The organism is Sulfitobacter sp. (assembly GCF_036960155.1).
Taxonomy (GTDB): Bacteria; Pseudomonadota; Alphaproteobacteria; order Rhodobacterales; family Rhodobacteraceae; genus Sulfitobacter.
In genome coordinates this window covers 205,989-230,153 of record NZ_JBALWB010000001.1, presented here as the reverse complement: position 1 = coordinate 230,153, position 24,165 = coordinate 205,989, and the positions used below count along the sequence as shown (strand labels likewise).

25 protein-coding genes and 1 riboswitch are annotated in these 24,165 nt (G+C 54.8%); of the genes, 13 read left to right on the top strand and 12 right to left on the bottom strand.

What is annotated here, in order from left to right; translation table 11 throughout:
• Nucleotides 1-9 precede the first annotated feature (9 nt).
• Nucleotides 10-57: riboswitch (SAM-SAH riboswitch) on the top strand.
• A 5-nt stretch (nt 58-62) separates the two neighbouring features.
• On the top strand, nt 63-1,244 hold the full coding sequence (metK, locus tag V7775_RS00970; protein WP_335749984.1) for a methionine adenosyltransferase: 1,182 nt from the start codon (nt 63-65) through the stop codon (nt 1,242-1,244).
• Nucleotides 1,245-1,257: 13 nt separating this feature from the next.
• Here metK and V7775_RS00965 read toward each other — a convergent pair whose 3' ends face one another.
• Entirely contained in the window at nt 1,258-2,085 is an 828-nt protein-coding gene (locus V7775_RS00965) for a response regulator (protein ID WP_335749983.1), read from the bottom strand.
• Nucleotides 2,086-2,197: 112 nt separating this feature from the next.
• Between V7775_RS00965 and trmB the strand changes: the two genes are divergently transcribed.
• The 5 genes from trmB (at nt 2,198) to V7775_RS00940 (ending at nt 6,554) form a co-directional block, all read left to right on the top strand.
• Nucleotides 2,198-2,899, top strand: coding sequence for a tRNA (guanosine(46)-N7)-methyltransferase TrmB (gene trmB, locus V7775_RS00960; RefSeq protein WP_335751041.1), 702 nt, complete (start codon nt 2,198-2,200; stop codon nt 2,897-2,899).
• Nucleotides 2,900-3,032: 133 nt separating this feature from the next.
• Nucleotides 3,033-4,379, top strand: coding sequence for a 3-phosphoshikimate 1-carboxyvinyltransferase (gene aroA / locus V7775_RS00955; protein WP_335749982.1), 1,347 nt, complete (start codon nt 3,033-3,035; stop codon nt 4,377-4,379).
• Between the two features lie 21 nt (nt 4,380-4,400).
• On the top strand, nt 4,401-5,021 hold the full coding sequence (cmk, locus tag V7775_RS00950) for a (d)CMP kinase (RefSeq protein ID WP_335749981.1): 621 nt from the start codon (nt 4,401-4,403) through the stop codon (nt 5,019-5,021).
• A 38-nt stretch (nt 5,022-5,059) separates the two neighbouring features.
• Nucleotides 5,060-5,875, top strand: a complete 816-nt coding sequence (locus V7775_RS00945; protein ID WP_335749980.1) for a glycosyl transferase — start codon at nt 5,060-5,062, stop codon at nt 5,873-5,875.
• 121 nt (nt 5,876-5,996) lie between these two features.
• Nucleotides 5,997-6,554 (top strand): hypothetical protein, encoded by a 558-nt coding sequence (locus V7775_RS00940; RefSeq protein ID WP_335749979.1) that lies wholly within the window; start codon nt 5,997-5,999, stop codon nt 6,552-6,554.
• 63 nt (nt 6,555-6,617) lie between these two features.
• Here the strand turns inward: V7775_RS00940 and V7775_RS00935 are convergent, their stop codons facing one another.
• Nucleotides 6,618-8,171: a trimethylamine methyltransferase family protein gene (locus tag V7775_RS00935; protein WP_335749978.1), complete on the bottom strand. Its 1,554-nt coding sequence runs from the start codon at nt 8,169-8,171 to the stop codon at nt 6,618-6,620.
• Between the two features lie 367 nt (nt 8,172-8,538).
• Between V7775_RS00935 and rpsA the strand changes: the two genes are divergently transcribed.
• From rpsA to trpB, 5 genes are all read left to right on the top strand, one after another.
• The gene (gene rpsA, locus V7775_RS00930; protein ID WP_335749977.1) at nt 8,539-10,215 is read left to right on the top strand and encodes a 30S ribosomal protein S1; all 1,677 of its coding nucleotides are present in this window, start codon (nt 8,539-8,541) and stop codon (nt 10,213-10,215) included.
• A 275-nt stretch (nt 10,216-10,490) separates the two neighbouring features.
• Nucleotides 10,491-10,775, top strand: coding sequence for an integration host factor subunit beta (ihfB, locus tag V7775_RS00925; RefSeq protein WP_335749976.1), 285 nt, complete (start codon nt 10,491-10,493; stop codon nt 10,773-10,775).
• The gene (locus V7775_RS00920) at nt 10,775-11,125 is read left to right on the top strand and encodes a LapA family protein (protein WP_335749975.1); all 351 of its coding nucleotides are present in this window, start codon (nt 10,775-10,777) and stop codon (nt 11,123-11,125) included. Before ihfB ends, V7775_RS00920 begins: the two co-directional genes overlap by 1 nt.
• A 6-nt stretch (nt 11,126-11,131) precedes the next feature.
• Entirely contained in the window at nt 11,132-11,779 is a 648-nt protein-coding gene (locus V7775_RS00915; protein ID WP_335749974.1) for a phosphoribosylanthranilate isomerase, read from the top strand.
• Between the two features lie 119 nt (nt 11,780-11,898).
• Nucleotides 11,899-13,131 (top strand): tryptophan synthase subunit beta, encoded by a 1,233-nt coding sequence (gene trpB / locus V7775_RS00910; protein ID WP_335749973.1) that lies wholly within the window; start codon nt 11,899-11,901, stop codon nt 13,129-13,131.
• Between the two features lie 25 nt (nt 13,132-13,156).
• On the opposite strand, the gene V7775_RS00905 is transcribed toward trpB, so the two are convergent.
• The 6 genes from V7775_RS00905 to V7775_RS00880 form a co-directional block, all read right to left on the bottom strand.
• Nucleotides 13,157-13,735 carry a DUF4893 domain-containing protein gene (locus V7775_RS00905; RefSeq protein ID WP_335749972.1) on the bottom strand — a complete coding sequence of 193 codons (579 nt, stop codon included), beginning with the start codon at nt 13,733-13,735 and terminating at the stop codon, nt 13,157-13,159.
• Nucleotides 13,732-14,112 carry a DUF2237 family protein gene (locus tag V7775_RS00900; RefSeq protein ID WP_335749971.1) on the bottom strand — a complete coding sequence of 127 codons (381 nt, stop codon included), beginning with the start codon at nt 14,110-14,112 and terminating at the stop codon, nt 13,732-13,734. The genes V7775_RS00905 and V7775_RS00900 overlap by 4 nt, the downstream gene beginning before the upstream one ends.
• A gap of 10 nt (nt 14,113-14,122) precedes the next feature.
• Nucleotides 14,123-15,286, bottom strand: coding sequence for a serine hydrolase domain-containing protein (locus V7775_RS00895; protein WP_335749970.1), 1,164 nt, complete (start codon nt 15,284-15,286; stop codon nt 14,123-14,125).
• Nucleotides 15,287-15,350: 64 nt separating this feature from the next.
• A complete protein-coding gene (locus tag V7775_RS00890) occupies nt 15,351-16,394 on the bottom strand; it encodes a DUF2332 domain-containing protein (RefSeq protein ID WP_335749969.1) in 1,044 nt (347 codons plus the stop codon).
• Nucleotides 16,391-17,083, bottom strand: a complete 693-nt coding sequence (pth, locus tag V7775_RS00885) for an aminoacyl-tRNA hydrolase (protein WP_335749968.1) — start codon at nt 17,081-17,083, stop codon at nt 16,391-16,393. Before pth ends, V7775_RS00890 begins: the two co-directional genes overlap by 4 nt.
• Nucleotides 17,084-17,192: 109 nt before the next feature.
• A complete protein-coding gene (locus V7775_RS00880; RefSeq protein ID WP_335749967.1) occupies nt 17,193-17,837 on the bottom strand; it encodes a 50S ribosomal protein L25/general stress protein Ctc in 645 nt (214 codons plus the stop codon).
• 98 nt (nt 17,838-17,935) lie between these two features.
• On the opposite strand from V7775_RS00880, the gene V7775_RS00875 reads away from it, so the two are divergent.
• Nucleotides 17,936-19,141 (top strand): MFS transporter, encoded by a 1,206-nt coding sequence (locus tag V7775_RS00875; protein WP_335749966.1) that lies wholly within the window; start codon nt 17,936-17,938, stop codon nt 19,139-19,141.
• Between the two features lie 16 nt (nt 19,142-19,157).
• On the opposite strand, the gene V7775_RS00870 is transcribed toward V7775_RS00875, so the two are convergent.
• From V7775_RS00870 to trpA, 3 genes are all read right to left on the bottom strand, one after another.
• Complete coding sequence (locus V7775_RS00870) at nt 19,158-19,748, bottom strand: hypothetical protein (RefSeq protein WP_335749965.1); 591 nt, start codon at nt 19,746-19,748, stop codon at nt 19,158-19,160.
• Nucleotides 19,748-20,914 carry an alpha-hydroxy acid oxidase gene (locus tag V7775_RS00865; protein ID WP_335749964.1) on the bottom strand — a complete coding sequence of 389 codons (1,167 nt, stop codon included), beginning with the start codon at nt 20,912-20,914 and terminating at the stop codon, nt 19,748-19,750. The genes V7775_RS00870 and V7775_RS00865 overlap by 1 nt, the downstream gene beginning before the upstream one ends.
• 90 nt (nt 20,915-21,004) lie before the next feature.
• Nucleotides 21,005-21,796 carry a tryptophan synthase subunit alpha gene (gene trpA, locus V7775_RS00860; protein ID WP_335749963.1) on the bottom strand — a complete coding sequence of 264 codons (792 nt, stop codon included), beginning with the start codon at nt 21,794-21,796 and terminating at the stop codon, nt 21,005-21,007.
• A 226-nt stretch (nt 21,797-22,022) separates the two neighbouring features.
• Here trpA and ychF point away from each other — a divergent pair, with 226 nt between their 5' ends.
• The gene (gene ychF, locus V7775_RS00855; protein WP_335749962.1) at nt 22,023-23,120 is read left to right on the top strand and encodes a redox-regulated ATPase YchF; all 1,098 of its coding nucleotides are present in this window, start codon (nt 22,023-22,025) and stop codon (nt 23,118-23,120) included.
• A gap of 88 nt (nt 23,121-23,208) precedes the next feature.
• Here the strand turns inward: ychF and V7775_RS00850 are convergent, their stop codons facing one another.
• A complete protein-coding gene (locus V7775_RS00850) occupies nt 23,209-23,967 on the bottom strand; it encodes a DeoR/GlpR family DNA-binding transcription regulator (RefSeq protein WP_335749961.1) in 759 nt (252 codons plus the stop codon).
• Nucleotides 23,968-24,165 lie beyond the last annotated feature (198 nt).

The following is a 24,165-nucleotide window of genomic DNA, read 5'->3' as shown; positions in this document are numbered from 1 at the left end:
TTCGGTTTGAACGCACCACAACGGCTTCCTGGCGTGGTGCAGATTTTTATTGGAGCACGTACATGTCCCGCAAATCCTATGTCTTTACCTCGGAATCCGTTTCTGAGGGCCACCCAGATAAAGTCTGTGACCGTATCAGTGATGCCGTCCTGGATGCATTCATCGCCGAAGAACCCGAAGCACGTGTTGCCGCAGAGACCTTTGCGACCACAAACCGTGTTGTGATTGGCGGCGAGGTCGGTCTGTCTGACCGTACCAAGCTGCATGAATACATGGGGCGAATTGAAGACATCGCGCGCAGTTGTATCAAAGACATTGGCTATGAGCAGGACAAGTTTCATCACGAGACTGTTGAAATTACAAATCTCTTGCACGAACAATCTGCTCATATCGCGCAGGGCGTGGATGCTGACGTGGACAAGGACGAAGGTGCTGGTGATCAGGGTATCATGTTTGGTTTTGCGACAGATGAAACCAAAGAACTGATGCCCGCGCCCGTCCATTATGCACACGCCATCTTGCGCCGTTTGGCGGAGGTGCGCAAAGACGGGACCGAACCAACGTTGCGTCCCGATGCAAAATCCCAACTGTCAGTGCGCTATGAAGACGGCAAACCCGTTGGAGTGAGCTCCATTGTGCTGAGCACGCAGCATGCGCACGAAAGCCAGACCAGTGCGGATATCCGTGACATCGTAGAACCCTACATTCGGGAAGTTTTACCAGAAGGTTGGATTTCAAATGAAACTGAATGGTGGGTGAACCCGACGGGCACTTTTGTCATCGGCGGCCCCGACGGGGATGCGGGGCTGACCGGGCGCAAGATCATCGTGGATACATATGGCGGCGCAGCTCCGCATGGGGGCGGTGCGTTTTCGGGTAAAGATCCAACAAAGGTTGACCGCTCTGCCGCTTATGTTGCTCGATATCTTGCTAAAAACGTTGTCGCGGCTGGTTTGGCCTCTAAGTGCACAATTCAGCTGAGCTATGCCATCGGTGTGAGTAAACCACTCTCCATCTATTGTGACACGTTTGGCACAGGCGAAGTTGATCCAGAAGCGATTGAAAAGGCCATTGGTCAAATCATCGACCTTACGCCGCGCGGTATTCGCAACCATTTGGAACTCAATAAACCGATCTACCAGCGCACGGCGGCCTACGGCCACTTTGGGCGTGCACCAGAGGCCGATGGCGGCTTTAGCTGGGAACGTACGGATTTGGTTGATGCGTTAAAGGCCGCCGTTTAAGGCGCATAACGCCCTAATCCGGACGACGTCGAAAAATTGAGGGCGGTTTGGCTTGTTTTGTTTCAGGCCTGCCGCGCTGGGTTGTCGGGACACGGGCGTTTATGCTCATTTCCGTGCGTTGGCTGCTGGTGCGCTGGCCTGCAATGGTTGGTTCCTTGGGAATTGATGCGCTACCGAGTTGGTCCAGATCGTCCAAGAAGGACCACAGCCTGCGCAATGACCCCTCAACCTTTTCCACGCGTTCGGCAGCATCTTGAGGTTTTTTTAGATCGATGTCCCGCATCTGCCGCATCATGCGGCTGACAATGGGTTTGATGTCTTGCGCGCATTCGCGTGAAAAACTCTGGAGAGATTCATGCATTGGCGGGCGCTGGGCCCCGCCGTTGGCCATACCATGCGCCAGCCTAGCCTTTTGCAACGCTGTTATTGCTGCGCGCGCCAATGTCTCTTGGGATAACTCTTCTTTGGTCAGGTAGTCACTGAATCCCAGCTTGAGCGCTTGTACGGCGATATCAGTTTGTTCTGTGCCCGTGATCATTACAACTGCTGCACCGCTATTGACGCGGTCCGCACGTACGGCATCAACTCCTTGCAATCCTGTACCGTCCGTCAGGTGATAATCTAGTAAAATCAGGTCAAACCGATCTTTCTTTAGCTTGTCGCGCATCGCAGCAAGTGTATCGGCTTCAACAACCTGTGTGGTGAAATCAAAAGCGCGGCACATGCGGTTTAGGCGGGCGCGATCAAACCGTTGATCATCTACAATGAGGATGCTGGCAAACTGGGGGCCACTGGCCGCTTGTTGTTGTTCGGAGGATTGGATCTGGGTGTAAAAACTCATCGGGGGCCTTTTGCTTTGGGGTGCTTCCCCCTTTTCTACGACATTGTGTATTAACGGAGTGTATCTGGCGAAGGCATTGCAGCGCAGCGCCAACCCCGTTACATCCGCGGGCATGAATACACCTGTAAAACCCCGCCGTAACTTTTATGGCCGCCTCAAGGGCCACAATCTCAAGCAGTCCCAGAAGGATTATCTTGATGAAGACCTTGCTGTGCTGTCACCGGGCCTTGTGGATTGGGATGCAAACCCGAAGCGGGAAATGCTGGACACGGATGCGATGTTTGACGGCAAGCCTATTTGGCTTGAGGTTGGCTTTGGCGGTGGAGAGCACATGGTGCATCAGGCGGCTTCCAATCCTGACACAGGGATCATTGGATGTGAGCCATACATCAACGGTGTTGCCATGCTGTTGGGCAAAATTCGACGCGAAGGCGTGAACAACGTCAAAGTACATCCCGGAGATGCGCGCGACATTTTTGATATTCTGCCTGAACAAAGCATTTCACGGGCCTTTCTGTTGTACCCCGACCCTTGGCCAAAGACGCGCCACCATCGCCGCCGCTTTGTCACCGAAGAACATTTGGTTCCTTTGCACCGTGTCCTTAAGAAAGGTGCGATCTTTCGTGTGGCAACAGACATCGAAGACTATGTGCGCCAGACACTGGAAGAAGTACCGCGTTACGGATTTGAATGGTTGGCTGTAAGCCCCAAAGACTGGCGCAACCCATGGGATGATTGGTATTCCACACGTTATGAGCAAAAGGCGCTTCGCGAGGGACGTGTCCCGCACTATCTGACATTCCGCCGCGTCTAACGAGCGGGCGAAAATATAAATGCCGATGCGCCGATCTATGGGTCATGCGCGCGGGGTCAAATTAACAGGGTGGTGTGGACGGTGCAAAGACACTGAGCTAGAACCCTATTAGCTGCAAAATGAGGGCGCTAACATGTCGAGCCACGGTGATCCTATTCCAATGACGTCAACGGCCTGTGGGCCCCTAAACGGAACAGCCAATGTTCCGGGTGACAAGTCGATCTCGCACCGCTCCCTTATTCTGGGCGCCATGTGTGTGGGTGAAACGACGATCACCGGATTGCTTGAGGGGCAGGACGTGCTGGATACAGCCGCAGCTATGCGCGCGTTTGGCGCTGAAGTGACCGATCACGGTGGCGGCAGCTGGTCTGTCCAAGGTGTAGGTGTTGGCGGTTTTGCTGAACCAGACAACGTGATTGATTGCGGCAACTCGGGCACTGGTGTGCGGCTGATTATGGGCGCCATGGCGACACAGCCGATCACAGCAACCTTTTCAGGGGACGCCAGCCTGAACGGACGTCCGATGGCGCGGGTTACTGATCCACTGGCCTTGTTCGGCTGTCAGACCGTTGGCCGCGAGGGTGGGCGTTTGCCCATGACATTGGTTGGCGCACGTGAGCCTGTTCCTGTGCGTTACGTTGTTCCTGTGCCCTCAGCACAGGTGAAATCTGCTGTCTTGCTGGCGGGGCTTAATGCACCCGGTCAAACAGTGGTTATTGAAAAAGAAGCAACACGCGATCACACCGAGCGGATGCTCGAAGGGTTTGGCGCAGAGATTTCTGTCAAGGAGACCGATGAGGGCCGTGAAATCACGCTCACTGGTCAGCCTGAATTGAACGCACAGCATATCGAAGTGCCGCGCGATCCTAGCTCAGCAGCGTTTCCGGTGTGTGCAGCCCTGATTGTTCCAGGTTCGGATGTTTTGGTGCCAGGCATTGGCCTAAACCCAACACGCGCTGGCCTGTTTACCACGCTGCGCGATATGGGCGCTGATCTGGTCTATGAAAACGAACGTATTGAAGGTGGCGAACCAGTTGCCGACCTGCGCGCGCGTTACTCCCCCAACATGCACGGCATCGAAGTGCCGCCAGAACGTGCCGCCAGCATGATCGATGAATATCCTGTTCTTAGTGTTGTGGCGTCTTACGCCAGCGGCCAGACCGTGATGCGCGGCGTGCGCGAATTGCGTGTGAAAGAAAGCGACCGGATTGATGCGATGGCCAAGGGCTTGCGCGCCAATGGCATCACAGTAGACGAGGGCGAGGATTGGTGGATTGTCACAGGCGCCGGGCATGGCAATGTTGCGGGTGGTGGGCTGTGTGCCAGCCAGCTGGATCACCGCATCGCGATGTCCTTTCTGATCCTTGGCATGGCATCCAATGCGCCAGTCCGTGTGGATGACGGCGGCCCAATCGCGACCTCCTTCCCGATATTTGAGCCACTGATGACGGAACTAGGCGCAACTGTTACACGTGACTAAAGCGAAACTTACGGAGATGTCATGAGCGACGGATTTACAGTGGCGATCGACGGACCTGCGGCTGCGGGCAAGGGAACTGTTTCCAAGGCTGTGGCTGCGCATTTCGGTTTTGCGCATCTGGACACGGGTCTGCTGTACCGTGCGGTTGGGGCAAAGGTGCTGACGGGCACTGATCCTATCGAGGCAGCGCTTGCGCTGATGCCGGATGATCTGGAGGATGACAGCCTGCGCACGCCTGAAGTTGCGCAAGCCGCCAGTAAGGTTGCTGTAATTGCGGAAGTGCGGGCCGCACTGGTGGATTTCCAGCGCAGTTTTGCAGCGCGGGCAGGGGGCGCTGTTCTGGATGGCCGTGATATCGGTACGGTGATTTGCCCACAGGCCAACGTAAAGCTGTTTGTGACGGCCAGTGCCGAAGTACGCGCGCAGCGTCGTTTTGCTGAACTGTCGGCAAGAGGGATTACTGACAGTTTTGAGCAGGTGCTTGCGGATGTAAAAGCCCGCGATACACGCGACATGGAGCGCGCCGAGGCCCCATTGCGCCCTGCGGATGATGCAACTGAGATCGATACGTCTCGCTTGACGATTGATCAGGCTGTTGCTGCGGCTGTAGCCGCGGTTGCGGCAATACGGACCACCTCGTAACCTGTATTAGCAGAGCGGCGGATAATTTGGAGACGGGTATGGCTACGGTTAAAAAGCAGATCATTTGTATCAACTGGGGCACGAAATACGGCCCGCCCTATATCAACCGCCTTTATGCGATGTGCGCGCGCAACATCACGGGTGAGTTCACGATGACTTGCTTTACCGACAACCGCGAAGGGGTTCGCCCTGAGGTGATCTGTCAGGATTTGCCACACAGCGATATCGTGATGCCCAAGTCAAAGGGCATTTGGCCAAAGTCGAGGCTTTGGAACGAGACGTTGGATGGGGTTGAGGGGCCTGTGTTGTTTCTAGATCTAGACCTTGTCATCACCGGAAGCCTTGATGGGTTTTTTGAGTACGGCGATCCAGATGATGTGATCCTAGCCCGCAATCCGACAACCCCGTTCGAAAAGTTGGGTCAGACCTCGATCTTCCGCTTTCCTGTGGGGAAACTGGCACCGCTGTTAGAGATTTTTCGCGCTGACCCGCAGGGGATTGCAGACCAATATACGTTTGAGCAGCGTTTTGTGACACGCAATGCGCCAGGTGGGATAAAGTTCTGGCCCAAACCGTGGGTCCGGCACTTTCGCACGCAGTGCGTGCCGCTGTTCCCGCTCAATTACTTCATCGCGCCAAAGCTGCCTGCCGATGCGCGCGTGGTTATTTTTCCTGCCACGCCAAACCCGCCGGATGCAATTTTGGGGCGTTGGGTGCCTGAAGAAGGGGATCGCACACGCGGCGAACACCTGATGCGCGCCATTCGTGGGCCGCGCCACTTTAAAAAACGGTTCCGCCATTTGCGTCGCTTTATGTTGCCGACTCTTTGGATCAAGGACCATTGGCGTGAATGAGGTAGAGGCGTTTAGCCTGCTCCATCTTTAACCTGATCGCGCAGAAACGTTTCTCACCAAAGGGTGTATCGCCTTTTTGCGCCCAATTGCTAAGCTCTCCTTAACTTAAGGAGACCTCACTATGATCCGTGCTCTGACCTTTGCTTTGATGCTGTGTCCTGTTACCCTGACGGCACAACAGACTACGCCCGTTGAACCAGAACCGCAGGCTGAAGTTGAAGCCGAAGGTCCCATGACGATCGAACGCCTTGCAGGGATTGTGCAGGCGATTGATGCAGATGTGATTGCGCAGGGACCGACATTGCAATTTAGCATCGACGGTATTCCGGTGATGATTGTGGCGGATGTTGTTGCGGACCGGATGCGGGCAATGGTGCCAATCGCCAGTTCTGACGGCCTGAGCCAAGATGATTTGCTGCGCATGATGCAGGCGAATTTTGATACAGCCCTGGATGCCCGATATGCGATAGCGAACGGGCGGCTGTGGGGCGTGTTCATTCACCCGTTGTCCCCACTTGAGCGGGATCAATTAATCAGCGCATTGGTGCAGACCGTCAATGTCGCGCGAACCTATGGGCAGACCTATTCAGGTGGTGCGCATGTGTTTGGCGGTGGCGATTCCAACGGCATCTACCGTGACCTTTTTGAAGAATTAAAGAAAAAGGGCGAGGCGCTGTAACTGCAGCTCTGTTGACATTTGATGTTCAAACCCACGACAGATGACCTGTCGTGGGTTTTGTCTTTAGTAGTCGTTGTTCAACGCGTCGGCTTCGGGAATTTCGCGTTCACGCCGCGCGATGTAATCTAACAATGCATCGTTTGTGGATTGCTCGAGCTTTGGTTCTTGATACTCGCTAAGCAGTTTGCGCGCATGGATTAATGCGCGTTCTGTGATTTCAATGCCACCAGCAGCTTGCCATTGCTCGATTGAATTGTTGTCAAACATCTCAGGCATGAAAAACGCGCGCTGGAAGTTTTCCAATGTGTGCGGATGGCCAAGGTAATGACCGCCCGGACCGACATCGGCAACCGCGGCCATGCCTTCGTCAAAATCGTCCCACCGTGGCCCTTCGGCCATGCGATACGCCATCGCGCACTGCTCTGCGTCCACGATGAATTTGGCGGTCGAACAGTGCATCCCTGCCTCATTCCAGCCCGCAGAGTGCCAGATGTAATTTGCCCCGGAATGCATGACTGCGGATAGGGTTGTTGCGCTTTCATACCCTGCTTGGGCGTCAAAGGTTTTGGCCCCGCCCAAGGTATTGGAGGTGCGCCACGGTACATCGTAAAACCGCGCCATCTGGCCAATCATAAAGTTCATCATGCTAATTTCGGGTGTGCCAGCCATCGGCGCGCCTGACTTCATCGAAACGGACGCCAGATAGTGCCCATAAATAGCAGGGCATCCTTTACGCACCACTTGGGTGTAGGCCAGCGCGCTGAGGGCTTCTGCGTTCAGCTGCGCCACGGTTGGGGCCACCGAGGCGGGCGTGTTTGCGCCGCCCAACACGAAGGGTGAGCACAGCACGGGTTGGTTGCGGCGGTTGAACGCGCGCATCGCGCCCAGCATCGTCTCATCCCAAACCAGGGGGGAGTTGCCGTTGCAATTGCCCGTCACGACGGGGTGTGTCTCCATGAATTCCTCGCCAAACAGAATCGCGCACATGTCCAGCACGTCTTCGGCGTTTTTGGGGCTGGTGGTCATGCCCATGAATGTCTTGTCTGAATGTTTCATCGACGAATAAGTGATCCGTAAATGGCGCTGGCTGATCGCGTGATCGTAGGGTTCCACGATGTGATGAGCCGAAGAATGCAGCGCGGGCATCATATGGGCCAGCTTGTGAAACATCGCTAGATCATCCAGCGTGGGGTTGCGGCGGACATCATCCAGATCGCGTAAAAATGGCGCGCCTGTCATCGGGATGAACATCGAATGCTTGCCGCCCAGCCTGATGTTTCGATCTGGGTTGCGGGCGTGATAGGTGAAATCCGAAGGGATCGTTTTGATCAGCTCACGTACAAGGCCGCGATCCAAATGCACCACTTCGCCGCGCACGTCGGCACCCGCTTTTCGCCAATCTTCCAAGGCGATAGGGTCGCGAAACACGATGCCGATGTTTTCTAGGATAGACATGGAGGCGTTATCGATCCGCGTGACTTGATCGTGGTCCATGACCTCGCAGACGGGCAGGGCGCGCGTCAGCCCCGGCAGCATGGTGATGTCGGTTGCAGCCCTTGTTGCGCGTCGTGCGTTACGGCCCCCCGAACGTATCGGCTTTTTCTCAGTGGTTTGCATTTGTGTCCCTCCATTCACACCTGATTGAACGCTGTTTTGGGATGTTTGCGCGAACATCCCAGCGACATGCATGGCAGTGAATGTGGCGCCGTAATGGCCCGCTGCGATCTAAAGCGGCGAAGGGTAGCCCACAATAACCAGCAGGCAGTGCAGCCTCTTGCACCATCACGCCAAATCCCATATACGCGCGCTTGTCTAAGGGGCGAATACAGGCACCGGACGCGATAACTTGGGCAGGGTCGGATTCTTCCGGCCCTCTTTCATTATCTCGGTCGGTTCAGTTTTCCCTGAGGTCCAATTTTCACCCAAGACCGGCGGAGACAACCGCACGGCCAGATACAACATACCAAAGGATACTATACGCTACATGGCGAATATGATGGACGAGTTTGAAGCACTCTTGAACGAAAGCTTCGAAATGGACACGCCCGAAGAGGGTTCTGTTGTCAAAGGTAAGGTCATCGCAATCGAAGCGGGCCAAGCCATTATCGACGTCGGCTACAAGATGGAAGGCCGCGTTGAGCTAAAAGAATTTGCCGATCCTGGCGAAGCTCCCAAAATTGCTGTCGGCGACGAAGTCGAAGTGTTCCTGCGTCAGGTAGAGAACTCCAAAGGCGAAGCTGTAATCTCCCGTGAGATGGCGCGCCGTGAAGAAGCATGGGATCGTCTGGAGAAAGCCTACGCTGCAGAAGAACGCGTCGAAGGCGCAATCTTTGGCCGTGTTAAAGGTGGCTTTACTGTTGATCTGGGCGGCGCTGTTGCGTTCTTGCCTGGTTCTCAGGTTGACGTGCGCCCCGTGCGCGATGCTGGCCCATTGATGGGTCTTAAGCAGCCGTTCCAGGTTCTGAAAATGGACCGTCGTCGTGGTAACATCGTTGTATCGCGTCGTGCGATCCTCGAAGAATCACGTGCCGAACAGCGTGCCGAAGTTATCGGCAACCTCACCGAAGGCCAGACGGTCGACGGCGTGGTCAAGAACATCACCGAATACGGTGCGTTCGTGGACCTTGGCGGCGTAGACGGCTTGCTGCACGTGACAGACATGGCATGGCGCCGTGTGAACCACCCATCCGAGATCCTCGCCATCGGCGAAACGATCAAGGTTCAGGTGATCAAGATCAACAAAGAGACACACCGTATCTCCTTGGGCATGAAGCAGTTGCAAGAAGATCCATGGGATCTGGTTGCTGCGAAATACCCACTGGAATCCTCACACACTGGCCGCGTGACCAACATCACCGATTACGGCGCCTTTGTAGAGCTGGAGCCAGGCGTAGAAGGTCTTGTGCACGTTTCCGAGATGTCTTGGACCAAGAAGAACGTACACCCGGGCAAAATCGTGTCTACTTCACAAGAAGTCGAAGTCATGGTTCTGGAAATCGACGGTTCCAAGCGTCGCGTTTCCCTTGGTCTCAAGCAGACCATGCGCAACCCATGGGAAGTGTTTGCAGAAACGCACCCTGAAGGCACCGAAGTTGAAGGCGAAGTCAAAAACATCACCGAATTCGGTTTGTTTGTTGGCCTGCCAGGCGACATCGACGGCATGGTTCACCTCTCTGACCTGTCATGGGACCAGCGCGGCGAAGAAGCCATTCAGGACTACCGTAAAGGCGACACAGTCGGCGCGGTTGTATCTGAAGTCGACGTTGAGAAAGAGCGTATCTCGCTCTCCATCAAAGGTGTTGGCGGCGACAAGTTCGCGGAAGCGGTTGGCGGCGTGAAGCGCGGCTCCGTGGTGACAGTTGCTGTGACCTCCATCGAAGATGGCGGCATCGAAGTTGAGTATGAAGGTATGAAAGCCTTTATTCGCCGCTCCGACCTGTCCCGTGACCGTGCTGAGCAGCGCCCTGAGCGCTTCTCTGTTGGCGACAAAGTTGATGTACGCATCACAAACGTCGACACCAAAGCACACCGTCTGGGCGTCTCGATCAAAGCGCGTGAAATCGCTGAAGAGAAAGAAGCCGTGGAACAGTATGGTTCTTCCGACTCAGGTGCGTCACTTGGCGACATCCTTGGTGCGGCGCTGAAGACCAGCGACGACTAAATATCAACCGAAAGGTTGTCTGAAAATTGAGGCCCCGTGCAGTGATGCACGGGGCCTTTTCTTTGCGAATCGCACTTTCGAGTTTTTTGCTTGGTGTTGGGATGGGCCGTATTTTGCAGAGCAAAACAGACCAAAGTTGCGCTATGCAGGCGGACTCGTTAAGAAAAGTACAATAAATTGCTTCATTTGGTCGGATCAGTCACTTTCCGGTGTACGTGTTTTTTCCTATAGTGAAGTTATAGTGACGCAAAAAAAATAGCGCAGGGGAGATATAAATGATCCGGTCAGAATTGATCCAGAAGATCGCAGACGACAATCCACATCTGTACCAACGAGACGTGGAGCGGATTGTGAATACCATATTTGACGAGATAACGAGTGCGATGTCGCAAGGTGATCGCGTCGAGCTGCGCGGCTTTGGCGCGTTTTCGGTCAAAAAACGGGATTCACGTGTAGGACGCAATCCACGCACTGGTGAGACTGTTAATGTTGAAGAGAAACATGTACCGTTTTTCAAAACGGGGAAGTTGCTCCGTGATCGGTTAAACGGGAAAAGTTAATGCGCTACGTTCGGTATCTATGTATCGCCATCTTTGCGGTGGCTTTGATTTCTGTTGCTTTGGCAAATCGCGGGATGGTTTCTCTGCAGGTATTGCCGACAGAGGTCTCAGGCTTGTTTGCTGTGAACCCCTCTATGCAGCTCCCGCTGTTTATTGTGATTCTGGGAAGCGTCCTTGCGGGTCTTTTGATCGGTCTGGTCTGGGAATGGATCCGTGAATACGGTGAGCGTGCAGAGGCTGCAAAGCAGGCGCGTGAAATGCGGCGTTTACAGCGCGAATTGGACAAGTTGAAAGCCCAAAAGCACGAGGGCAAAGACGAAGTCATCGCGCTGCTGGACAAAGCTGGCTAATAGCAGATGCCATCTGACACTGCAGTCAAGATTTGCGGGCTGCGGGACAGCGCGAACATACGTGCGGCGGCGCAAGCTGGCGCACGGTATGTTGGGTTTGTGTTTTTCCCAAAATCTCCACGTCATATTGAATTTCAGGATGCAGCGGCTTTGGCCGCAACCGTTCCTATGGGTATTTGCAAGGTTGCACTCACGGTGAATGCCGATGATGCGATGTTGGATGCGCTGACGCAGGCGGTTCCCTTGGACATGCTCCAGTTGCACGGTTCTGAGAGCCCCGAACGTGTGGCGCAGGTGAAGGCCCGCTATGGCTTGCCTGTGATGAAAGCCATTGGTGTGGCTGACCGCGCTGATTTGGCGCAGCTTGATTTATACGCGGGTGTGGCTGATCAGTTATTGGTTGATGCAAAGCCGCCCAAAGGGGCCGACCTTCCTGGTGGGAACGGGCTGGCCTTTGATTGGCAATTGCTGGCGGGGCGTGTTTGGCGTTCTCCTTGGATGCTGGCAGGCGGGCTAACCCCTGACAATGTCGCGGAGGCGATCAAGCGGACAGGCGCGCGGCAGGTGGATGTTTCCTCCGGCGTTGAGCGTGAAGTTGGTGTGAAAGACCCCAACTTAATCCGTGCATTGATTCAGGCCGCCACGCGCGACTGAGGCCTAAGTTTTAGACTAGATTCAGAAACGGGGCCTTCTGTGGGCTCATGGCTGCTTTACCATTGCTGCTATGGACGATATTGATTTTCGCAACACATTATCCGAAAGGCACAAGTGCTATGGAAGACGATCTTTTCAACAGCTTCATGAACGGCCCTGATGAGAATGGCCGCTTTGGTGATTTTGGTGGCCGCTTTGTGTCGGAAACCTTGATGCCGCTGATCCTTGAGCTGCAGGCGGAATACGAAAAAGCGAAAACAGACGAGACCTTCTGGGCTCAGATGGATGATCTTTGGGAGCACTATGTTGGGCGCCCAAGCCCACTTTATCACGCGGAGCGTTTGACCGAAGAGTTGGGCGGCGCCAAGATTTACATGAAGCGCGACGAGCTGAACCACACAGGCGCGCACAAGATCAACAACGTGCTGGGCCAGATCATTCTTGCCATGCGCATGGGTAAAAAGCGGATCATCGCTGAAACCGGTGCAGGTCAACACGGTGTGGCAACGGCAACTGTTTGCGCCAAGTTTGGCCTTAAGTGTGTGGTCTATATGGGCGCGCATGATGTTGAACGTCAGGCGCCAAATGTGTTCCGTATGCGCCTTCTGGGCGCCGAGATCATTCCAGTGACCTCCGGCCGTGGCACGTTAAAGGACGCCATGAACGATGCGTTGCGCGATTGGGTCACAAACGTGCGCGATACATTCTACTGCATTGGGACTGTGGCAGGTCCACACCCGTATCCTGCAATGGTACGCGACTTCCAAAGCATCATCGGCAAAGAAGTACGTACTCAGATGGAACGTGCAGAAGGCCGGTTGCCCGACACGCTGATCGCGGCCATCGGTGGCGGTTCAAACGCGATGGGCTTGTTCTTCCCGTTTCTTGACGACAAATCGGTCAACATCATCGGGGTTGAGGCTGGTGGTAAAGGTGTGAACGCCAAGATGGAGCACTGCGCCTCCCTTACTGGTGGTCGCCCTGGTGTATTGCACGGCAACCGGACCTATTTGCTGCAAGACGATGATGGTCAAATCCTTGAAGGGTTCTCGATCTCTGCGGGTCTTGATTACCCGGGCATCGGGCCAGAACACGCATGGCTGCATGATATCGGCCGCGCGCAATACGTCTCGATTACGGATGTTGAGGCATTGGCTGCATTCCAGAAATGCTGTCAGCTGGAAGGGATCATCCCCGCGCTTGAACCATCGCACGCGCTGGCGCATGTGATGAAAATCGCACCTGAGCTGCCCAAGGATCACATCATTTGCATGAACATGTGTGGCCGTGGCGACAAAGACATTTTTACCGTTGCACGTGCGCTGGGTTTTGAGATGGGCGAATTCGCCTAAAGAAACGGTAGGGGCCGGTTGGCCCTTACCGCGTCAATTCCAAAATATCAAAGTCACTCTCATTGATCGGCGCAGGGAACATCAATCTTGCGCGGGTTTCTGAGATACGCTCAAACACCGCCACATCTGGCGTGATGGTGCCTGTGCCTTCAAAATCGGGTGCCAGATCGCTGTAGGATTGTGGCTGTTCGTTGGAGACATACCCGACACCTAAATAGACCGCTCGCCCGCCGCGCATTTCGATGCGACCAGAAGTGCGCTGCGAGCCAGACAGCTTTTCAAAGGTGACGCCAGTGTTGTCCAATGTCATGTGGCATTTGAAATTCGTGTACACCACCAATGCTGCGCTTCCGCCCAGCTTCATCGTGCGGCAGCGCCATTCTCCTTGCAGGGACGGATCAAACGCCACTTGTGGTGTGCCTGATAAGGCGGTGCCTAAAGCTGCGACATCCGCAGGCGAACCTCGTGATAATCCATCAAGCAGGGCACGTCCGGCCAAGCGCTCATATCGATCTAACCGCGCTTGTTCTTGTGGCCTGATCTCTTGCGCGGTTGCTGTTGTTGCTATCAGCGCCATGACGCCCGCTAGCAGTAGGTGCTTCATGGGCGCGGCTCAGTGGCGTGTGCGCGCAAAACATCCAAAGGGACAACTTCCAACGCGCGGATGTGCGTAGCCGCCAAATTCACCATGGGCCCACAGCCCTCATCAGCGGCCTGCAAGAACCGCCCGGCACATAAACACCACGGGTCCCCGGCCTTGAGGCCGGAAAACCCGAAGGTCGGATTAGGCGTTGATAAATCATTGCCTACATATTTTGAAAACGCGAGGAACTCTGCGGTCATTATGGCGCAAACGGTGTGGCTTCCCTCATCGTCAGCGCAGGTATTGCAATGCCCGTCGCGGTAATAGCCCGTCACGGGATCGGTGCCACATAACCCGAGGGTTCCGCCCTCTACATTGATGCTCTCATCTGGTTCCATCATGGGCTCCTTAGATGCCGTTGGCGATGCTGCGGAAAATCGCGACGTTCTGTTCAGAAACGCCATCTTCGCGGAATTTTTTGTCTGCTGCGTTTGTTGCGATCACCACGCCGCGCGTGCGGTTGATATAGACGTATTGGCCATAGATGCCACGCGCCATAAATTCACCCTCGACTGCCCCCTGAGGGATCCACCACTGATAGCCATACCTAATCTCTCCGGCGGCTGTAGGCGCCGAAGGCACGGTAGAGGCGGCAACCCACTCCTGCGGTACAATCTGGGTCCCGTTATAGTTCCCGTTTTGCAAAAACATCTGCCCCATACGCGCATAGTCGCGGGTGATCAGGTTCAGCCCACCTAACACAAATGCGGTGCCAAAACCGTCTGTCAGGTAATAGGGTGCATGCTCCAGCCCCATGGGGACTATGATTTTTTCGCTGAGCAATTCCGCAATTGGGCGGCCCGCTGCACCGCGCACAACCATGGACAAGATATGCGTGTCGATCGAGACGTATTTCCATTCCGCGCCCGGCTCTGCGAAGCTTTCGCTGATGTCGGCGGCAAACTTATCCATGCTACCCCCAAGGGCAAGTACCCGACCCATGCGGTTTATGTCAGATTTTTGATCAAGGTAGTCTTCGTCAAAGGTGACACCGCTGGCCATGTTCAGCACATTTCGGATACTCGCCTTTTCATAGGCTCCGCCAATGAGGGAAGGGGCATATTTTGTTACGGGGTCGTCGATAGAGGCAATGACACCTTCTTCTAACAAAACACCAAACAACGCGGATAAATAGCTTTTTGCGACGGACCATGAGATGCGCAAATCTTCGGGCTCAGTGCCCTTGTAATAACTCTCATGCACAATATCGCCGTCTTTTAGCACAACAAGCGCTGTCACGCTTCGGTCGTTGATCCATGGCATGACTTCATCGGGCAGCGCTGCGTCGTCGCCATACGGCAGCTCGGCAGTTGGGCCCGTGCCGCGGGGTACAGGAGTATTAAGAAAGGCGGCATCCATGTGTGAAAAATTATGGACGATCTTTTCGGCGGAAAACAGCGAATTGACGGCCATAAGCCGCGTAATCTGTTCACGTTGCCATAGGCCAACAACGACTGTTGCTAGAATCAGTACTGCTATAATGCGAATAATCCACTTACCAAACCTGCGCATTTACGATCTCCATGCTAAACCTACCGCACTCAAACATGTCTGTCGCGGACTAGCTAGGTCAAGTTCACGCGCCCTCGTATTGCCAATTGATCCAGCGGCCGTGGAAATCCGCACGCCCCAAGTGAAGCGTGATATTTCCGGGCCATAGGCGCAGTGTGACAAGAGCACCTTTGCCGCCTTTGGTGTCTCCGTCACTTTCCATGGACAGCCACCCAAGCGGGCGCTCTGGCGTTGCTTGCGCGCCTGCGGCCTCAATCAGGGCGGTGCCACGGGCCTGCACTGCTAAGGGGAAATACTGCCAAGCAACCGAATGCTGGATCAGATGTAGATGACCCTGTGGTGCCTCACTGAGCCTGCCTGATAGCCACTCAACAGCATCGCCAGAATCAATCTGCGCGTTCATCACAGATGCCGCAGCGCGGGTAAGGGACAGGCGTTCAGGTTGGTCGGGCCACAGATAGGCAGTCAGTCGCAGCAGGTGGTCTGCACGCTGTGGATCTAGTGGGTTAAGGTCGACGCCCGCGCGCGTTGCGATATTTGGCGTCCGGGCAGGCGGCATCGCGCCCGTCCAATCTGGTTTTAGCGTAAGGGCGGGTTTGCTTGGTCCGAACTGTGCTTGTGTTAGGTCTAATCCGTAATGGTCCCACATCAGGTTTAGGCCGCCACTGGCACCCAGCTCACTGAGGTGCAGCGGAAGATCAAAATGGGTCACGGCAACACGGGCGCCAGCGATCAGCGCAGCAGAGCGGCGGACTTCATTTGTCTGGGGCGGGCTGTCTGTCCAGTCGAGCAGGAATTCAGCGTGTGTTTTCAACGCGGCCAAAACGGCATCGCGCAGATCTGCATCAGAGGCTGTATTTGGCGGGTAAACCTGTGCCAACCCTGCGTCTTGCCCCGTCAGGACAAGCGCATGCAGGCCACCAGCCGTGCGTAGCGGGAGGGAGTGGCCCGCAGGCCCGATATCGCCCTCAAAACCCGCAAATTTCTGCGCCAATGCGCTGTCTGTTGGCCAGTTATCAGCCAGTACGTTCAGAAGTTGGCTCATAAACGGGCTGGCCAATGCTGCGCATGATATGGCTTGGTGGCGAAATGCTTTGATTAAACTCATTTGAACCTATCCATCAATTTTTGCACTGCTGAACGATTGTCTGAGGCCTCTTTTATTGGGGCCGCGGACACGGGCTCAGATGGCGCTTTGGCTGGGCCTTTTTTACCGGTTGAGGGGCGCGCGGGTGCGGTGCGCATGCTCACGGCATTCATGAATTTGGCGTTGTCGCCCTCGGCGAGGTAGGCTGCGCCATCGCTGACGCCGCGCAACACGTCGTCCAGCCAATCTGCTTCGGCTTTGGCAAAATCATTCAGGACATATCCTGCAACTCGGTCCTTATGTCCTGGATGACCAATGCCAAGGCGGACGCGGCCATAATCTGGGCCAAGGTGGCTGTGGATCGAACGTAAGCCGTTGTGCCCGGCATGCCCGCCGCCCATCTTGAACTTTACTTTACCGGGCGCAAGGTCGAGCTCGTCGTGGAAGACGACAACGTCTTCGGAGTCGATCTTGTGAAATCGCATCGCGGCCGCGACGCTATCGCCAGACTTGTTCATAAATGTCTCAGGGCGCAGCAGGATGGCGCGGGTACTGCCGAAACGGCCCTCGCTGATGCTGCCTTGGTGTTTGCTTTTCCACGGGCCAAACCCATGATCCGCAGCAATCTGTTCAACAGCCATAAAGCCGATGTTGTGACGGTTGCGGGCGTATTTGCTGCCCGGATTGCCAAGACCTACAATAAGTTTCATGCGTTTCTCCGCTGCTTGCCCTGTAGATACTTTGCCCAAGCCCTAACCGCAAAGCAAAAAGGGCCGCCCGAAGGCGACCCAATCTGTAGCATTTAAAGAAGTGGGAAGATTACTCTTCGCCGCCCTCTGTAGCTTCTGCTTCGCCTTCGGCGCCGTCTTCGTCATCGCTGGAAGCGGATGCCAGACCGGATGGTGCGGAAACCTGTGCAATAACAAAGTCGCGGTCGATGATTGGCTTGCAACCTTCAGGCAACTTAACATTTGCGATTGTCGCGTTGTCGCCGATTTCCAGTTCGGAAATGTCTACAACGATGCTCTCAGGGATGTCTGCTGCAGTAACCAGCAGTTCAACTTCGGAACGAACCAAGTTCAGCGTGCCGCCTTTTTTCAGGCCTGGGCACTCTTCTTCACCAGCAACTTCAACGTTGATGAAAAGGTTGATCTTGGTTGTACGCTTGAGGCGCATAAAGTCGACGTGCGTTGGCAGGTCTTTTACAACGTGGCGCTGAACGTCGCGGCAGATAACGCGAACGTCATCGTGGCCTTCGACTTTCATGTTGAACAATGTCGCTTTAAAGCGGCCTTTGCGCAACATGGTCAGCAGCTTGTTGAAATCCATCTGGATTGGCAGCGGGTCAACGTCGCCACCAAAGATGATTCCTGGGACCAAGCCATCGCGGCGTGCCTGACGAGCGGCGCCCTTGCCTGTCCCCGTGCGTTCTTGAACTTCAAGATCTGGGATCTCTCCGGCCATAATAATTCTCCAATAAGTTAGGGCGGAACGCCTCCAAGGCTGTCGCTCCGCGTGAATTCGCGCGTATAGACGGGAATCTGCTGCGTGAAAAGAGATAAATGTTTGGACGCGCTTGTGAATGGCGAATTCGCGTGACAAGCCCTGCGGATATGAACATTTTGCAAGACATATCCGCTTCCCGCAAGCCACTTGGAGGCTTTATCGCCATTGGGGTGGCGTGGTCTGCGTATTTTGCCCAAATGCCTGTTGTGAAGACTGGGGTTGATGCTTCTGACGGAGAGTATGGAATCGCGGTTCTTTGGGCATCTTTAGGGGCTGTTGCCGCGATGTGGCTTGCTCCGATGGCGCAGGTGATAGCAGGGCGTTTCGCGGTCTGTATCGCTATTTGCACTGTTGGGTTGGGCCTGCTGGGGGCGGGGATGGTCCCCACGCTTTGGGCGTTGGCGGTGATGTTGACGGTTCTTTCCGCAGGGACGGGTGTGGTTGACGTGCTCGTCAATGCGCAGGTCGCAGATATTGAGGCGCGCACAGGGAGCAGTTTAATGAACCTCAATCACGCGTTGTATTCGTTTGCTTACGGTGGTGCCGCACTTGCTGTTGGTGTCCTCCGAAATGCGGGATGGGTGCCTACCGAAGTGTTTGCATCGCTGCTTGTTTTATTCGGCCTGCTGGCGTGGATCGCTATCGAAGATGTCATGCCCTCTGAAATTGAAGCCGTAGAAGAACCCACCCGCCGGATGCCTTTGCAACTGGTTCTCTTGGCAGGCGCCTTGGTGTTTTTTGCTTTCCTGACCGAGGCGTCAGCAGAGGGATGGTCGGCACTCCATATTGAGCGTGGTTTGGGCGGTTCAGCCCAGCAGGGCGCATTGGGGCCTGCGTTGCTCGGCTTGATGATGGGGGTAGGGCGTTTGTCTGGTCACGCCTTGGCGCAATATATGCGTGAAACCACACTGATGATGCTGGCCTGTCTGCTTGCAGCGATTGGTCTTGTCGGCGCGGCTGTTGCATCCAATGTCGGCTTGGCGTTGTTGTCCTTTGCGGTGGCGGGGCTGGGCATTTCGGTGGTGGCCCCGCTGACATTGGCATTGGTTGGCCGTGTGGTGCCGCGCAAGATACGCCTGGCAGTGATCGCGCGGGTGTCCGTGTTGGGGTATGGTGCGTTCTTCTTTGGGCCGCCGATGATGGGGCTGATCGCAGAAGGCTTTAGCCTAAGCACTGCGTTCATGTCGGTCGCCATTGTGTTAGTTATTGTGGCCGTATCGGTGGTGCCTTTGCTCGCACGGGTAAGCAGCGTCGCGCGCTAGGCCCGTGCGAGCAATGTTACCACTCGGATATGAGATGGCCACTTGCTTCAATAACCTGCGTGTGAAGAGTTATTTCGCTGGCGTAGTGGGTCTCAAAGGCTGTCTGGGTAGTCTTTGAAATTGGTGTAGGCGCTGGGGGCGAGATATTTTGTGGTTTGAACGAAATCTCTGATCCCATTCGGGCGTTTAGCCATGTGCGCAGTATGGGTTGCGTTTCATAAGCAAACAGATGGGTGATTCCCAGCTTTTCATTTGGGCCAGTAAGGAAATCGAACTGGTTCCCTATACGTGCCCATTCAGGAGGTTTCGGGGATATGACGGCTTGGACAAAGCCGTCAAAATCAACATCCAAGGTTGCCGCGCGGTAGCGATACCAACTGCGTAAATGCTCAAGCGGCGCGCGGATCACGGCCATTGTTTCAGGCTCTAGTTGGTAGGCCTCGCGCAGGAAGGGCGCGATCTTGCGCTGATAGCGGCCCACTGGCGTGTGCTTGCGGTGTTTGTAGAACGCAATGTCTGCCCACGGCTTGAGCGCGACTTCCATCGCGGTCGAGCCAGTTTTGGGCACTGAAAAGAGCACAAGATTCTGCTCTGAAAAGATCAGCATCAGTCTTGCCAGTCGCCCTCAAAGTTTTTTGGGATCAACAGGTTGTGACGGCCAAGGTTTTCAACCTGTGTTTCACCACACAAGGCCATGGTTGTATCCAGTTCCTTGTGGATGACTTCAAGCGCGCGTGTAACGCCCGCTTGGCCCATCGCCCCAAGACCATAAATGTATGCGCGGCCGATGTAGGTGCCCGTTGCGCCCATTGCCATCGCCTTTAGGACGTCCTGCCCAGAACGAATGCCGCTGTCGAGGTGGACCTCAATCTGATCGCCAACCGCATCAAGGATCGCAGGTAGCATTCGGATGGAGCTGAGTGCACCATCGAGCTGGCGTCCGCCGTGGTTGCTCACGATGATCGCGTCCGCGCCAACCTGCATCGCCATTTTTGCATCTTCAGCATCAAGGATACCTTTGAGGATCACCTTGCCGCCCCATTGCTCTTTGATCTTGGCGATTTTGCCCCAATCAAGGCTTGGGTCAAATTGCTCGGCTGTCCACGCGCTCAGGTCTGAAGCGTCCGAGATATTATCGACGTGGCCGACGATGTTGCCAAATCCGCGGTTCTTGGTTTGTAACATCTCTAGGCCCCAACGCCACTTGGTCGCGAGGTTTGCAATGGTGGAGGGCGTCAGCTTGGGAGGGGCGGTCAGGCCGTTTTTAATGTCTTTGTGACGTTGACCTAAAATTTGAAGATCAAGGGTGATCACCAATGCCGAGCAGTTGGCCGCACGGGCCCGCTCAATCAGACGGCTCACATAGTCTTCGTCCCGCATGGTATACAGCTGGAACCAGAATGGTTTGTGGGTTGCCGACGCGACGTCCTCGATGGAATTGATCGACATCGTGGAAAGGGTGAAGGGAACGCCAAAAGCTTCTGCGGCGCGCGCCGCTTTGATTTCGCCGTCAGCGTGCTGCATGCCGGTGAGGCCAACAGGGGCCAGTGCAACGGGCATGGCGACGTTTTCACCGATCATCTTTGTGGCCGTGCTGCGACCCGACATATCAACGGCTACGCGCTGGCGTAGGCGGATTTGGTCAAAGTCCGAGGTGTTTTCACGAAAGGTTTGTTCTGTCCAGCTGCCGCTTTCCGCATAGTCATAAAACATCTTGGGTACGCGACGGCGATGGATGCGTTTGAGGTCGTCGATATTGGTAATGACGGGCATGGCGGCTTTCCGGTTTGTAATTGGTAATTTTTGTTTACCAATTACAAACCGTCAAATCAACAGAGCATTTTTGCGCGTCTCAAACCGGCCTCAGGCTGAGTGCGCACCGTCTGATAATGATTTTACAAATGCGAGCACTTCATCGGTGCTTTTTTGGGCCGCGATCTGACTCACGATGGCCGAGCCAACAACAACGCCATCAGCGACTTTTGCAATCGCATGGGATTTTTCAGGAGTGTTCACGCCAAAGCCAACAACAACGGGCAGGCCTGTCGCCTCACGGATGCGCGCAACGGCTGGGGATACGTCGCCAGCATCGGCTTCAGCCGCGCCTGTGATTCCTGTGATTGAAACATAATAGACAAAACCGGATGTGTTCTGCGCAACACGCTTGAGGCGCTTGTCATCCGTTGTGGGGGTGGCCAATCGGATAAAATTCAGGCCTGCCTCATGTGCTGGCAGGCACAGCTCGCTGTCTTCTTCGGGTGGTAGGTCGACCACGATCAGACCATCAATGCCCGCTGCTTTAGCTGCCTTTAAAAAGGCTGGGACGCCCATGGAGTAGATCGGGTTGTAATAACCCATCAATACAATTGGCGTCGTGTCATCGTCTTTGCGGAACTCGGTGGCCAGCTCCAATGTGCGTAATAGTGTCATGCCGCCGTCCAGTGCACGTTGCCCTGCCAATTGGATTGTAGGACCGTCGGCCATTGGATCAGTAAAGGGTAGGCCCAGTTCGATAATGTCGACACCAGCAGCGGGAAGGCCACGTACGATTTCTAATGAACGGTCAAAGTCGGGATCACCTGCCATAATATAGGACACAAATGCCTTTTTGCCTTTGGCTTTGAGGTCAGCGAATTTTGCGTCAATACGTGTCATGGTAGGGCCTTTCGGAAGTGTTCATGTTGCAATGCCCAATTCAAACGCGGAAATCAATGCGCAAGGCGTAGGTGGCGCAACGGATTCGTTGAAAACCGCTGTCTGGAGAAGTAGAAATAAAAACGAGGCGGTTGTGTGCGTGCGCCGGATTATGGTCTGGCTGCTCACCCTTGCGTAACGGGCCGTGACACCCTAACACGGCGCAAACGCAAAAGAGGACGCTGTCATGGGTTTTAAAATGGGTATCGTAGGTCTGCCGAACGTAGGCAAATCAACGCTTTTCAACGCGCTCACCCGCACTGCGGCTGCTCAGGCTGCCAATTTTCCCTTTTGTACGATTGAGCCGAACGTCGGCGAAGTCGCCGTGCCGGACGCACGCCTTGATCAATTGGCCGCCATTGCCAAGTCAAAATCGATCATCCCTACACGCATGACGTTTGTGGATATTGCTGGTCTGGTAAAGGGCGCTTCCAAAGGTGAAGGCCTTGGAAACCAATTCCTTGCCAACATCCGCGAGACAGACGCGATTGCCCATGTGCTACGCTGTTTCGAGGACGATGATGTCACACACGTCGAGGATCGCGTTGATCCTGTTGCGGATGCGGAAACCATTGATACCGAACTGATGCTCGCCGATCTGGAGAGCATTGAGAAACGCCGCACTGGCCTCGTGCGCAAGATCAAAGGCAATGACAAAGACGCGGTTCAACAAGACCGCCTTCTGGCCCAAGCTCAAGCCGCGATTGAAGAAGGCCAACCCGCCCGGACCGTTGAAGTGGACGAGGACGATGCAAAAGCTTGGCGTATGCTGCAACTGCTCACGACCAAGCCTGTATTGTATGTCTGTAACGTGAGCGTAGCAGACGCGGCCGAGGGCAACGCGCATTCCGCGGCCGTGGCCGAAATGGCCGAAGCGCAGGGCAACTCAGCTGTGATCATCTCCGCCCAGATCGAAGAAGAGATCAGCCAGCTCGACGCCGAAGACGCAGAAATGTTCCTTGATGATATGAACCTTGAGGAAGCGGGCCTCGACCGTCTGATCCGCGCAGGCTACGAGTTGTTGCACCTTGAGACATATTTCACCGTAGGGCCCCAAGAGGCGCGCGCATGGACCATCAAGCAGGGCACCTCAGCGCCCAAAGCGGCTGGTGTGATCCACGGTGACTTTGAAAAAGGCTTTATCCGTGCAGAGACCATCGCGTATGATGATTTTGTGTCCTTGGGTGGTGAAGGCCCAGCCAAAGAGGCAGGCAAAATGCGCGCGGAAGGGAAGGCGTACACTGTCAAAGACGGCGATGTTCTTCACTTCCTGTTTAACAACTAATTTAGGACGCCCGAGCTAACCCTGTTTGTGTAGCTGACCCTGTTTACCTAACAGGCTGTCGTTTTCTACTGCTGCGCGGGTAGGGGTGTCAGGATGCAACTACTGTTGTATTCCAGTTGTCGCAATTCGCTTGTAGCTCTTTGGTCAACGCGCAGTTTGTGAACAGTATGTCCACATCTGCCAACGAACAGATGGTAAGCGGCGCTTTGCGCAGAAACTTGATGCTGTCCGCGACAACCATAACTTGTCGGGACCTTTGGATTGCTGCCTTGCTAACCATGACTTCCTGATCATCGAAATCAAGCAGATCACCGTCGGCATCAATGGCAGAGCATCCCAATACCGAATAATCGAATTTGAATTGTTTCACCATTTCAGCTGTCAAACCGCCGACAATACCACTGTCTGTGCGGCGTAGCTCACCTCCTGTCAGGATGATCTTGCAGGTCGGATTGGCGGCAAGGATATGGGCGATGTTCAGGTTGTTGGTAACCACCAACAGGTTCTCGTGATCGAGCAGCTCGCGCGCAACGGCCTCGGTGCTGGTTCCGATATTCATAAAAACCGATGCGCTGTCAGGAATTGATTTTGCGCATCGTTCAGCGATTTCGCGCTTGCCTGTTTCATTCAGGCGGCGTCTTTCTTCGTACAGTATGTTCACAACGCCTGACGTGGCGATTGCACCGCCATGAACCCGTTGCAGGCGTCCACTATCCGCCAGATCCGACAGGTCTCGCCGGATGGTTTGAACTGTAACATCATACATCTCGGCCAAACCATCGACAGTGACTTTGCCCTCTTTTCGAGCCAGTTCAAGAATCTCTTTTTGCCTAAAATTCGACGCCACTAACGTCTCCCTAGTCCTGTTCATAGACTGCGCAAGGTCTCTGTCACGTAGTGTACATCCTGAGGATAATAATCAACACTCCTGTGTTTTCGTCAAGGTGATGTGATCTGTCAGGTGGAGAATTCGACAAAATCGAAAAGAAAAGCGCTTCATATTCGGGCGCTTATGCGAAAAGGAACATAAACGAACATTCGTTAT

Bases quoted from the DNA above. Each gene is read 5' to 3' on its own strand.
- metK (WP_335749984.1), top strand. From the start codon at position 63: ATGTCCCGCAAATCCTATGTCTTTACCTCGGAATCCGTTTCTGAGGGC.
- V7775_RS00965 (WP_335749983.1), bottom strand. From the start codon at position 2,085: ATGAGTTTTTACACCCAGATCCAATCCTCCGAACAACAACAAGCGGCC.
- trmB (WP_335751041.1), top strand. From the start codon at position 2,198: ATGAATACACCTGTAAAACCCCGCCGTAACTTTTATGGCCGCCTCAAG.
- aroA (WP_335749982.1), top strand. From the start codon at position 3,033: ATGTCGAGCCACGGTGATCCTATTCCAATGACGTCAACGGCCTGTGGG.
- cmk (WP_335749981.1), top strand. From the start codon at position 4,401: ATGAGCGACGGATTTACAGTGGCGATCGACGGACCTGCGGCTGCGGGC.
- V7775_RS00945 (WP_335749980.1), top strand. From the start codon at position 5,060: ATGGCTACGGTTAAAAAGCAGATCATTTGTATCAACTGGGGCACGAAA.
- V7775_RS00940 (WP_335749979.1), top strand. From the start codon at position 5,997: ATGATCCGTGCTCTGACCTTTGCTTTGATGCTGTGTCCTGTTACCCTG.
- V7775_RS00935 (WP_335749978.1), bottom strand. From the start codon at position 8,171: ATGCAAACCACTGAGAAAAAGCCGATACGTTCGGGGGGCCGTAACGCA.
- rpsA (WP_335749977.1), top strand. From the start codon at position 8,539: ATGGCGAATATGATGGACGAGTTTGAAGCACTCTTGAACGAAAGCTTC.
- ihfB (WP_335749976.1), top strand. From the start codon at position 10,491: ATGATCCGGTCAGAATTGATCCAGAAGATCGCAGACGACAATCCACAT.
- V7775_RS00920 (WP_335749975.1), top strand. From the start codon at position 10,775: ATGCGCTACGTTCGGTATCTATGTATCGCCATCTTTGCGGTGGCTTTG.
- V7775_RS00915 (WP_335749974.1), top strand. From the start codon at position 11,132: ATGCCATCTGACACTGCAGTCAAGATTTGCGGGCTGCGGGACAGCGCG.
- trpB (WP_335749973.1), top strand. From the start codon at position 11,899: ATGGAAGACGATCTTTTCAACAGCTTCATGAACGGCCCTGATGAGAAT.
- V7775_RS00905 (WP_335749972.1), bottom strand. From the start codon at position 13,735: ATGAAGCACCTACTGCTAGCGGGCGTCATGGCGCTGATAGCAACAACA.
- V7775_RS00900 (WP_335749971.1), bottom strand. From the start codon at position 14,112: ATGGAACCAGATGAGAGCATCAATGTAGAGGGCGGAACCCTCGGGTTA.
- V7775_RS00895 (WP_335749970.1), bottom strand. From the start codon at position 15,286: ATGCGCAGGTTTGGTAAGTGGATTATTCGCATTATAGCAGTACTGATT.
- V7775_RS00890 (WP_335749969.1), bottom strand. From the start codon at position 16,394: ATGAGTTTAATCAAAGCATTTCGCCACCAAGCCATATCATGCGCAGCA.
- pth (WP_335749968.1), bottom strand. From the start codon at position 17,083: ATGAAACTTATTGTAGGTCTTGGCAATCCGGGCAGCAAATACGCCCGC.
- V7775_RS00880 (WP_335749967.1), bottom strand. From the start codon at position 17,837: ATGGCCGGAGAGATCCCAGATCTTGAAGTTCAAGAACGCACGGGGACA.
- V7775_RS00875 (WP_335749966.1), top strand. From the start codon at position 17,936: ATGTTTGGACGCGCTTGTGAATGGCGAATTCGCGTGACAAGCCCTGCG.
- V7775_RS00870 (WP_335749965.1), bottom strand. From the start codon at position 19,748: ATGCTGATCTTTTCAGAGCAGAATCTTGTGCTCTTTTCAGTGCCCAAA.
- V7775_RS00865 (WP_335749964.1), bottom strand. From the start codon at position 20,914: ATGCCCGTCATTACCAATATCGACGACCTCAAACGCATCCATCGCCGT.
- trpA (WP_335749963.1), bottom strand. From the start codon at position 21,796: ATGACACGTATTGACGCAAAATTCGCTGACCTCAAAGCCAAAGGCAAA.
- ychF (WP_335749962.1), top strand. From the start codon at position 22,023: ATGGGTTTTAAAATGGGTATCGTAGGTCTGCCGAACGTAGGCAAATCA.